The 9,947-nt window shown below is 40.8% G+C and carries 9 protein-coding genes; 8 read left to right on the top strand and 1 reads right to left on the bottom strand.

The features are described 5' to 3' along the window. Positions 1-21: 21 nt before the first annotated feature. Positions 22-2,595 carry a zinc-dependent metalloprotease gene (locus F777_RS0105040; protein WP_026751093.1) on the bottom strand — a complete coding sequence of 858 codons (2,574 nt, stop codon included), beginning with the start codon at positions 2,593-2,595 and terminating at the stop codon, positions 22-24. 314 nt (positions 2,596-2,909) lie between these two features. On the opposite strand from F777_RS0105040, the gene F777_RS0105050 reads away from it, so the two are divergent. The 8 genes from F777_RS0105050 to F777_RS15775 form a co-directional block, all read left to right on the top strand. Further along, a complete protein-coding gene (locus F777_RS0105050; RefSeq protein ID WP_026751094.1) occupies positions 2,910-3,767 on the top strand; it encodes a MotA/TolQ/ExbB proton channel family protein in 858 nt (285 codons plus the stop codon). Positions 3,768-3,835: 68 nt separating this feature from the next. Beyond that, positions 3,836-4,486: an ExbD/TolR family protein gene (locus tag F777_RS0105055; RefSeq protein ID WP_026751095.1), complete on the top strand. Its 651-nt coding sequence runs from the start codon at positions 3,836-3,838 to the stop codon at positions 4,484-4,486. Between the two features lie 33 nt (positions 4,487-4,519). After that, positions 4,520-5,077 carry an ExbD/TolR family protein gene (locus F777_RS0105060; RefSeq protein ID WP_026751096.1) on the top strand — a complete coding sequence of 186 codons (558 nt, stop codon included), beginning with the start codon at positions 4,520-4,522 and terminating at the stop codon, positions 5,075-5,077. Positions 5,078-5,111: 34 nt separating this feature from the next. After that, positions 5,112-5,942, top strand: coding sequence for an energy transducer TonB (locus F777_RS0105065; protein WP_026751097.1), 831 nt, complete (start codon positions 5,112-5,114; stop codon positions 5,940-5,942). Between the two features lie 65 nt (positions 5,943-6,007). Then, the gene (mnmE, locus tag F777_RS0105070; protein WP_026751098.1) at positions 6,008-7,390 is read left to right on the top strand and encodes a tRNA uridine-5-carboxymethylaminomethyl(34) synthesis GTPase MnmE; all 1,383 of its coding nucleotides are present in this window, start codon (positions 6,008-6,010) and stop codon (positions 7,388-7,390) included. Between the two features lie 208 nt (positions 7,391-7,598). Then, complete coding sequence (locus F777_RS0105075; RefSeq protein ID WP_026751099.1) at positions 7,599-7,958, top strand: helix-turn-helix domain-containing protein; 360 nt, start codon at positions 7,599-7,601, stop codon at positions 7,956-7,958. Next, positions 7,955-9,061 carry a site-specific integrase gene (locus F777_RS0105080; protein WP_026751100.1) on the top strand — a complete coding sequence of 369 codons (1,107 nt, stop codon included), beginning with the start codon at positions 7,955-7,957 and terminating at the stop codon, positions 9,059-9,061. The genes F777_RS0105075 and F777_RS0105080 overlap by 4 nt, the downstream gene beginning before the upstream one ends. Positions 9,062-9,063: 2 nt before the next feature. Further along, the coding region (locus F777_RS15775; protein ID WP_161631482.1) for a DUF6617 family protein at positions 9,064-9,947 on the top strand (884 nt) is incomplete at its 3' end.

Consider the following 9,947-nt stretch of genomic DNA (forward strand, 5'->3'; position numbering starts at 1 on the left):
TAAGACCTGGTACAAAAGGAATTATTTAGGATCCAATGCTTCTTTGATTCTTTCAGCCAAATCAGTTAAATGAATCTTGCTCATTCTGTCGGCAGTGGTTGCAGCAGCAGCAGAAAGCTGACCACGTAAGCTAACCAATTGCGCTCTTACGATAGCAGTCACATCGGATTTCTTAGCATCAATTGGAGCACTTGCACCGCCAAAGCTAATAGTGATACCACCAGCAGAAGATGGAGCAGGATTGATGATAGAAGCCAGACGATCTACATAAGCTCTCTGTAACATTCTCTTATAAGTGTCAATGGCTTTCTTGCTGCTCAGTTCACTGAAAATAGTTCCCTGAACATCATTCAACAGTTCCATTGCTGTATAAGCTTTATCAGCACCAAATCTTTCAGCGCTCAATTGTAAGCGGCCTAAGCGATCTGTACTAACTATGCTGTTAACCGTTCTTTCCTGAAGACTCATAATTGGGTCAGCAGAAATTGGGTTGTTGAATTTATTCCACATAGCACGATCAACCAACCAGGTTGGTGTTTCAAATACATGTTTGTTGATGAAACCAACCGCTTCTTTCTGGCGAGCTTTTGGAACGATTTCATAAACCGCTTCGTTTTGCTCAACTGTTTTAAAGGTTTCATATACACCACCGATATTGGTGCTCACGTGACCAACGTATCTGTTAAACTGACCTAATGTTTGTCCGTACATATTGGCAAGATTGCTGTACTGATCACCTTCTTCCTTAGTCCACTCAGGTAAACCTTTCATTACACGTTTTAAATTTAAAACGCCGTATTCGCTGGCTTTAACAGAGTTGTCACCCAGGTCTTCACTTTGACTTCTTGGGTCTACGCGGTTACCACTTTCATAAGTACCAAACCAATGACGAGGGTTTTCTTTTAAAGCAGCAGTAACCATTTTGTTACTGTTGTTTTTGATTTCCTCTTCATCTTTTCCCGGGATATAACCATAACCCCATTTGATTGCCCAATTGTCATAATCGCCGATTCTTGGGTACAAACCTTTTCTGCTGATATTGTCTTCAGGCTGAGCTACGTAGTTGAAACGGGCATAGTCCATGATAGATGCAGTATGTCCGTTTGCTTCAACCCACTGCTTGTCTCTTAATTTTTCAACCGGAGTCTGACTACTGCTTCCCATGTTGTGACGTAATCCAAGTGTGTGTCCTACTTCATGAGAAGATACAAAACGGATTAAGTCTCCCATTAACTGATCGTCGTATTTCATGCTGCGTGCACCTGGATCGTTAGGAGCTGCTTGTACCATATACCAATCGTGTACCAGCTTCATAACATTGTGGTACCAGCCAATATGGCTTTCTAAAATTTCACCACTTCTTGGGTCGTGAACGTTAGGGCCATAAGCATTCGGAATATCAGAAGCAAAATAACGTACAACAGAGAAACGGGCATCTTCCATGCTCATGGTTGTATCGTTCTCTGGCCATTCTTTACCAACGATGGCGTTTTTGAAACCAGCTTTTTCAAAAGCAGCCTGCCAGTCGTTGATACCTGCAATCAGGTGAGAACGCCATTGTTTTGGTGTAGCAGGATCAATGTAATAGATAATTTGTTTCTTGGGTTCAACCAATTCACCTCTTCTCCATTTTTCCCACTCACCATCTTTAGGCTCCAGTCTCCAGCGTACTGCAAAACTTAGTTCCTCAACTTTTTGCTGTGTATCACTGTATCGTACAAAGTCATCTGTAAAGAAGCCTACACGCTTATCCGCAATTCTACGCTGCATAGGTACTTTTGGTAACAACAACAATGAAGTGTTGATTTCCATAGTAACCGCACCAGCATCTCTTGCAGCAGCCAATGATGCACCTGAAGTAGGTAAGCCCGGTATAGAAGGACCAGCCGCTGCAGTTGCATTGAATGTTTTAACTGTTACAATCTCGGTGTTGATAGGGTAAGTACTGATTTTGCTGATATAGGAACGATCCTGTGCCAAAGCAGTTAAGCTGTATCTTCTCTTGATATTCGGATTAACGCTTACCGCCTGGTTGTCGCCACTGAAGAAAGCAGTAACGTCAATTACTACACCAGTAGAGTCTTTTCCTAATGACGCAACAGGAAATGCAGACGCAATGGCGTTTAAGTTTGAATTGGTAACTGCTTTAAAGATATCCTGATTTTCTTCTGCCTTGTTTACCAAAGTAACTGTTCTCAGGAATACGTTGTTGTTAGGTCCTTTTTCAAAAGTGATGGTTTGCTGATTGGCAATCTCTCCGCCATAACCAGCACCGGCCGGTACTTTAGCAAAACGAACAACTGATAAAATCTCTCTTCCAAAAAGGGAATCAGGAATTTCAAAATAATATTTGTCTTCCACCTTGTGAACGGTGAACAAACCTGTTTTGGAAACAGCTTTAGCTGTAATCACCTCTTTATAAGGTTTGGGCCCCTGGCGCTGGGCATTGTTCATCATATTAGCCAAATTGCCCATGTTAGGCCCCTGTGCAGGAGCACCCGTGCCAGGCGTCTGGGGTGGGGTTTGAGGTCGCTGTTGAGCCACTAAACTTAGGGCAAGCATCAGCGCTGTACTGGTGAATAATAGTTTTTTCATTGTTGCAATTAGTGTTATTAAAAAAAATGCCTATAAAGATAGGGTTGTTAACTATCTAACAATCAAATAACAAGAAGGATTGGATGAATGGTGAAGAATTTTAAAAAATCGGTAAAATTCACTCAAAGAAAATAAACCTTGTGTTTGTTGCTTTCAATAAAATACCTATTTTACAACCCCTTTCCAATGCTGGTTTAAATTGTTTTAAAGAATTTGAAACAATTTGTTAATTCAGAATAATTTTCATTAGCATTGTGAAGTAATTTTTTAAACCATTAGTTATTTTTTTAAAAAAATCAAAAACCATTTGAGTCATGGCTGAAACAAAACCAACCGCTGCAGTGAAAAGTGCAACTTCTACTCAACCGAAGAAGAGCAGCAACATTATTTCATGGATTGCTCCTTTTGCAGGAGTTGTAATTGGGTACATTCTTTGGAGATTTGTACTAGGAACCAACAGTAACTTTACCAATCCAGATTTAGCTGGCGGTTTCTGGCCTAACCACAAAGGACCTTTGACTGGACTTGCTAAAATGTATGAAGGTGGTATCGTTGTACCTATCTTGATTGGTAACTTCATCATTGTATTAATCTTCGTTATTGAGCGTCTATTAACTGTAATCAAAGCAACTGGTACAGCTAACAATGCTGAGTTTGTGCGTAGCGTACAGTTCCACCTTGCTAATAAAGAAGTAGACAAGGCTTTGGCTGCTTGCGATAAGCAAAAAGGTTCTGTAGGTAATGTAATGAAAGCTGGTCTTAAGAAGTACAAGGAAATGATCAGCAACACAGAATTAGAAACAGAACAAAAAGTATTGAATATCCAGAAGGAAATTGAAGAAGCTACTGCTCTTGAATTACCAATGTTAGAAAAGAACTTGGTATTCTTATCAACTATCGCTTCAGTAGCAACCCTATTAGGTTTGTTCGGAACGGTATTAGGTATGATCAAATCATTCTCTGCTCTAGGTGACGAAGGTGGTGGTGATGCTGCTCGTGAATTGTCAAAAGGTATCTCTGAAGCGTTGTTCAACACTGCATTAGGTATCGGTACTTCTGCTGTAGCAATCATTTTCTATAACGTGTTTACTACTCGTATCGATGGTATCACTTATGGTATTGATGAGTCTGGTTTCACTTTAACTCAAAGCTTCGCTGCTAACTACAAATAATTTTGATATTATTTGTGGAATCCGCAAAGATTTGAATCCTATATAAGTGAACAGTAAAAAACAAAACAATGGGTAGAGCCAAATTACCTCGGAAGAGTACAAATATTGACATGACGGCGATGTGCGACGTGGCCTTTCTCTTGTTGTCGTTCTTTATCTTAACGACCAAGTTTAAACCCGCTGAAGCAATTGCTGTTACTACACCCAATTCTGTTGCTGCAAAAGTGGCCCCCCAGAAAGATTATGTAATGGTAATTCTGGATGCAAATGGCAAGGTATTTCTTGAAATGGACGACGAGTCTAAGAAGGAAGCAATTGCCAATGCCTTGAATTCCACCAGAAATCTGGGATTAAACACAGCGGCTTTTAAAAAGTCACTGTTTTTTGGAGCACCATTCGGTAGCCTTGCGTCTTTCCTGGCATTGCCTGAAGATCAGCGTAAGGGTGATAAACTACCTGGTATTCCAGTAATGGATACTGCCAACAACGAATTGGTTACCTGGATGAGAATAACCAAAGAAGTTTACATGGGCGAGAAAGAACCAGCATTCCTTTTAAAAGGGGACAATGCTGCTAAATATCCTGCTTTCAAGGCGATTATTGATGCCTTTAAGAAAAATGATATTTTGAAGTTTCAGATGGTTACAACCCCTGAAGCTGCACCAGTAGGCACTGATCTTTGGAAGATGAATCAGAAAGGCGAAAAACTAGAAGAGTAAAATAATTTATAACGAAAACTAAATTCTACCAACATGGCAGAAATGGATACCTCGGGCGGCGGTGGCCATAAAAAAGGACCCGGCGTCAAGAAAGGGAAAAAACTATCAACCAGGGTTGACTTAACACCCATGGTGGACTTAGGTTTCTTGTTGATTACCTTTTTTATCTTCACTACAACCATGAGTCAGCCTACGGCTATGAAGCTCTTTTTGCCAAAAGATGCGGATAATCCGGAGGAACAAAATAAGGCTAAGGAATCTGGTGTTATTACCTTGTTACTGGGAAAAGACAATAACGTCTTCTACTATGAAGGTCAATTAGCATCAGACGGATCCAACTTTAAATCATCTACTTTCAAAGAAATCAGAACGGTTCTGATTGATAAGAAACGTAACACTCCTGAAAAGGATTTAGTGGTGGTGATTAAGCCTTCAGTTGACTGTACTTACAAGAATGTAGTAGATATATTAGATGAGATGGCCATTAATGTGCTTAAGCGTTATGCACTTGTAGATATTTCAGACCCTGAAGCACAGTTGGTTAAAATATCAGATGCAAGCGGTGCTGCGGCTGGTGGTGCATCTAATTAATATCAACAAGCAACTAACTTAATAACATTTTACAATGGACGTAAATAAAATTCAATCAGCAGACATTCTCGACATCATCTTTGATGGAAGAAACAAAGAGTATGGCGCTTATGAGTTACGTAAAACCTACAATAAGCGAATGGTTAAGGCTTTAGTAGCTACCGTACTCATCGTTGTGCTGGCATTGTTGGGTAACCTACTTGCCAATTCTACATCAGGTTCGAAGACAGAATTAATAGTGCAGGATGTGTCGTTGGAAAACGTGCAACAGGAAGAGAAAAAGCCTGAACCGCCGCCACCACCACCACCACCAAAGCAAGAACCTCCTAAAGTGGAAATCACTAAGTTCACTCCTCCTAAGATTGTAAAAGATGAGGAAGTGAAGGAAGAAGATGAAATTAAAGAGGTTGAAAAATTAGAAGACACCAAAATTGGTACAATCAATCAGGAAGGTGCTAAAGATGAGGGTATCGTTGCTCCTCCGGTTGAATCAGGTACTGGTGTGGTAGAAGCTCCTAAAAAAGAAGAAGATTACGATAAGATTTTCACAGTGGTGCAAATCCCTGCTGAATTCCCTGGTGGTTTGTCTGCATGGGCAAAGTATCTGGAGCGTAACCTGAACAGAGACTTACCAGTTGAAAACGGTGCGCCTCCAGGAAAGTACACTGTAGTGGTTTCTTTCATCGTGGCAAAGGATGGTACAATCAGTGACGTAGTTGCTGAAAACGATCCAGGTTATGGTACTAAGAACGAAGCGGTTCGTGTAATTACCAGAGGACCTAAATGGAAGCCTGCGGTACAGAACGGTAGAAACGTAATCTATCGTCACAAGCAGAGCATTACATTCATGGTTTCTGAAGAGTAATCTCCGAAATAATCATCTTACAAACCCCGGTGCTGCAAAGTCCCGGGGTTTTTTATCTTTACTGAATGAATACGAGTTTACAGGGCTGGGACGATACGATTGTGGCATTGGCAACCGCGCCAGGGATTGGGGCGATAGGGGTAATCAGGGTGAGCGGACCCGCCAGTTTTAGCGTGCTGAATCAACTATTCCCTTCTAAGGATTTGCTGAAGCAGGCATCTCATACGCTTCATGTAGGTTTACTGAAAGATGGGGATACTGTGATAGACGAAGTGGTACTTTCCTTATACAAAGGTCCTAAATCGTACACTGGTGAGGATGTAATTGAAATCAGTTGTCATGGATCTCCTTATATACAGGAACAGATTATTCAGGCAATTACTTCCAAAGGAATCCGTTTGGCAAAACCCGGGGAGTTTACGCAAAGAGCTTTTTTAAAGGGCAAAATGGATCTTGCACAGGCAGAAGCAGTAGCTGATTTAATTGCCAGTAATACAGAAGCCAGTAAGCGAGCCGCATTGCATACCATGCGAGGAGGGTTCTCTTCTGATTTGTCGCAATTAAGAGAAACCCTAATTCGTTTTTCTGCATTAATAGAGTTAGAGTTAGATTTTTCACAAGAAGATGTAGAGTTTGCAGACCGATCTGCATTTGCTGAATTAATAGCACAACTAAAAACAGCCACACAGCAATTAATTGCGTCCTTTAAGCTGGGCAACGTAATCAAGAATGGTGTGCAGGTAGCTATTATTGGAAAGCCCAATGCCGGGAAGTCAACCTTACTTAATACCTTATTGAATGAGAACCGGGCAATCGTAAGTGATATTGCCGGTACTACCAGAGACACGATTGAAGAAGTACTGAACATTGATGGTGTATTATTCAGATTAATTGATACTGCTGGAATTAGAGAACATACTGCTGACGCAATTGAACAGATTGGAGTAAGTAAGAGTAAGGAAAAAATGCGTGCTGCAGAACTCGTGATTTATCTATATGATATTTTAACCACAACAGCAGAAGAGCTTGCACAAGTGGTTGCAGAATTTGAAGCAGAAAAAATTGAATATATACTCGTTGGTAATAAGGCAGATCTGGCATCCAAAGAGCAACTTAAATACTTTGAACAATTTGCCAATCAGTTATTTATTTCTGCAAAGAACAACGAGCAGATTGAAGCGCTGAAAAAAGAACTGGTGAATAAAACCATTCACGGAAACATACATGCAGAGTCTACAATAGTAACCAATGCCAGACACAATGCGGCTTTGGTAGCATTGCTAAAGTCTATTGAGGAAGTGGAGGCTGGTTTGCATAACAGGGTTCCAGGTGATTTACTTGCACTGGATATCAGACAATGCCTGCATCATTTAGGAACCATCACTGGTACCATTACACACGAGGATCAGCTGGATTATATCTTTAGTAAGTTCTGTATAGGAAAGTAATTATCTTTTATTTGTTTCATAAATGCTTGTCTATGTTACGTTTTAGCTGATTTATCTTTCCTTTATTTGTTGCCCAACTACACTTTTTTACCTATATTTGTTGCCCGATTGTTGCCCAGATTTGTTGCCCACAAATCAGGCAACACTCCGGAGAGAACATGCTACATACAGCTACAAGCTGCTACATGTAGCAACAACAGGCAACAAAATGAGCAGCAACATTCGTCTACAGAAATCTTGTCAGCACTGCGGTAATCGTTTTACCGCCAAAACTACTGTTACACAGTTTTGCTCAGATACTTGTGCCAAGAGAGCATACAAACAACGGAAGCGGGATGAAAAAATTGAAGTGGCCATCAAGGTAGAAACCGAGAAAGCCATGTACGACCCTGCCATTTCTCAAAAGGAATTTCTAACCGTAGATGAAGCCTGCCAGTTAATCAACGCCAGCCGATGGACCATTTACAGGCTCATCGACAAAGGCGAACTCAAAGCAGGTAAGTTGGGCAGAAGTACCCGAATCCCACGAACAGCTATCAACGAACTATTCAAATTAACTGAAGCATGACAGTAACTTTAAGACAACGCAAAAAGGGCGATAAAATCAGCCTGTATCTTGATTACTATGGTGATGGTAAAAGAGACTATGAGTATTTGCAATTATACATCATACCCGAGCCGGAGAAAGGCAAGCTCACCAAAGAGCAGAAGGAAGAGAACCGTAAAACAATGATCCTGGCAGAAGCCATCAGGTCAAAAAGATTGCTCCAGATAAAGAATGAAGAATATGGCTTTCGGGATACCGATAAAGCCAAAGGTAGTTTCATTGCCTACTTTGAAAGGCTTACCGAGAAAAGAAAAGGCAGCGAGGGAAATTGGGGCAATTGGGATAGTGTGCTGAAACACTTGAAGAAGTTTGCCAAAAATGGTGCATCATTTAAAGACGTTGATAAAAACTGGCTGGAAGATTTTAAAACCTATCTCATATCCGAAGCCAAGAGCAAAACCAATAAACACCTTTCACAAAATTCACAGTCCTCCTATTTCAGCAAAGTAACAGCAGCTTTAAAGGAAGCCGTAAAAGAAGGCATCATACAAACCAATCCAGCAAACCAGGTGGAAGGCATCAGGTCAGATGATCCTGATAGAGAGTTTCTCACTTTGGAAGAATTACAGGCAGCAGCAAAAGTGGAGTGTGAAATGCCGGTACTCAAAACTGCTTTCATCTTTTCTGCATTGAGTGGTTTGCGTTGGTCGGATATAGAAAAGCTGGTTTGGTCAGAAGTGCAGCACTCCGAGCAGTCCGGGTATTACATCCGTTTCAGGCAGAAGAAAACAAAGGGAGCAGAAACATTACCCATTTCAGAACAAGCCTTTTCGCTTTTAGGTGAAAGAAGAAAGCAGGATGATAAAGTATTTGAAGGATTGTATTACAGTGCCTGGCATAACTTAAAACTCCGTGAATGGGTAATGAAAGCAGGTATCACGAAGCACATCACTTTTCACTGTGCAAGGCATACCTACGCCACATTACAGATTACATTAGGAACAGATATTTACACGGTTTCAAAACTCTTAGGTCATAGGCATTTAAAAACAACCGAAATTTACGCTAAGGTAATTGACCATAAAAAACAGGAGGCGGCCAATAAAATTAAATTAGACTTATAGCGATGGAAGTAAAAGTATTAGACAGCATCATGCACGGTGTATTAAAGCCGTGGAAATTAGATACCACCAACACAAGGCGGTTCACTGAATTGGTGAAAGCTGCAAAATCAGCTTCACCCAATACCAATGCAGCGTTGCTTTCGCAACTCACAGCATTGTTGGTTGATTACCCAACACTTCAAAAAATAGTGGCGGATGAAACCATAGGCAACGCACCATTGCAGCAGCTTTTATACAAAACCGATTTACCAAAGTATAAAGATGCCGTTACCCACTTTTATTATTTCATAATCACCGGAGAAACACTTCGTGTTTTCAATGCAGTATTGCAGCAAGCTGCAAACTGGACAGAGTTAGTTGATATTCGCTATCAGGTTGGCAAAACCCTTACCAATGTGAGAGTATTAGCCAAACAGGTTACCACAGAATTAAATGAACAGGGCTTTACAACGGTTCCTGATGCACAAAGCAGCGTTGTTCACTTCGCTTTGTATTACTTAAAACATAGCCTCATTCAGCTTTATTTCAGCATACAGGAACAGTTCAAGGCAAGCCTTTCACAAACAACAACCATAGAAGATTTTTATGTGTTGGATTTGGAAGAACCATTGTCCACAGTTCAGCAATTAGAGTTTGTAGGACCGCCAGCAGCAGATGAAAAAGGCAGCACCGAATACAACGCCAACCAGGAAGCTATTCACTTCGGTTTCAAAGATGATGTTGCAAAGCTCACAACAGTAGTAAATCAGTTGTGCCATCAAATTGAATTGCTCAATGATGATGTTACCAGTGCAGATGAATTGATAAAAGCATTAACGGCAAAAAGCATATTGCCCGGTGCAGTGAAAATTCAATTGGGCTGCGAAACAAAACACTTCCGTTATTG

Source organism: Sediminibacterium sp. C3 (assembly GCF_000508085.1).
Classification (GTDB): Bacteria; Bacteroidota; Bacteroidia; order Chitinophagales; family Chitinophagaceae; genus Sediminibacterium.

Coding starts and splice junctions, on each gene's coding strand:
- F777_RS0105060 (WP_026751096.1), top strand. CDS start 4,520: ATGGCAGAAATGGATACCTCGGGCGGCGGTGGCCATAAAAAAGGACCC.
- F777_RS0105040 (WP_026751093.1), bottom strand. CDS start 2,595: ATGAAAAAACTATTATTCACCAGTACAGCGCTGATGCTTGCCCTAAGT.
- F777_RS0105065 (WP_026751097.1), top strand. CDS start 5,112: ATGGACGTAAATAAAATTCAATCAGCAGACATTCTCGACATCATCTTT.
- F777_RS0105050 (WP_026751094.1), top strand. CDS start 2,910: ATGGCTGAAACAAAACCAACCGCTGCAGTGAAAAGTGCAACTTCTACT.
- F777_RS0105055 (WP_026751095.1), top strand. CDS start 3,836: ATGGGTAGAGCCAAATTACCTCGGAAGAGTACAAATATTGACATGACG.
- F777_RS0105080 (WP_026751100.1), top strand. CDS start 7,955: ATGACAGTAACTTTAAGACAACGCAAAAAGGGCGATAAAATCAGCCTG.
- F777_RS0105075 (WP_026751099.1), top strand. CDS start 7,599: ATGAGCAGCAACATTCGTCTACAGAAATCTTGTCAGCACTGCGGTAAT.
- mnmE (WP_026751098.1), top strand. CDS start 6,008: ATGAATACGAGTTTACAGGGCTGGGACGATACGATTGTGGCATTGGCA.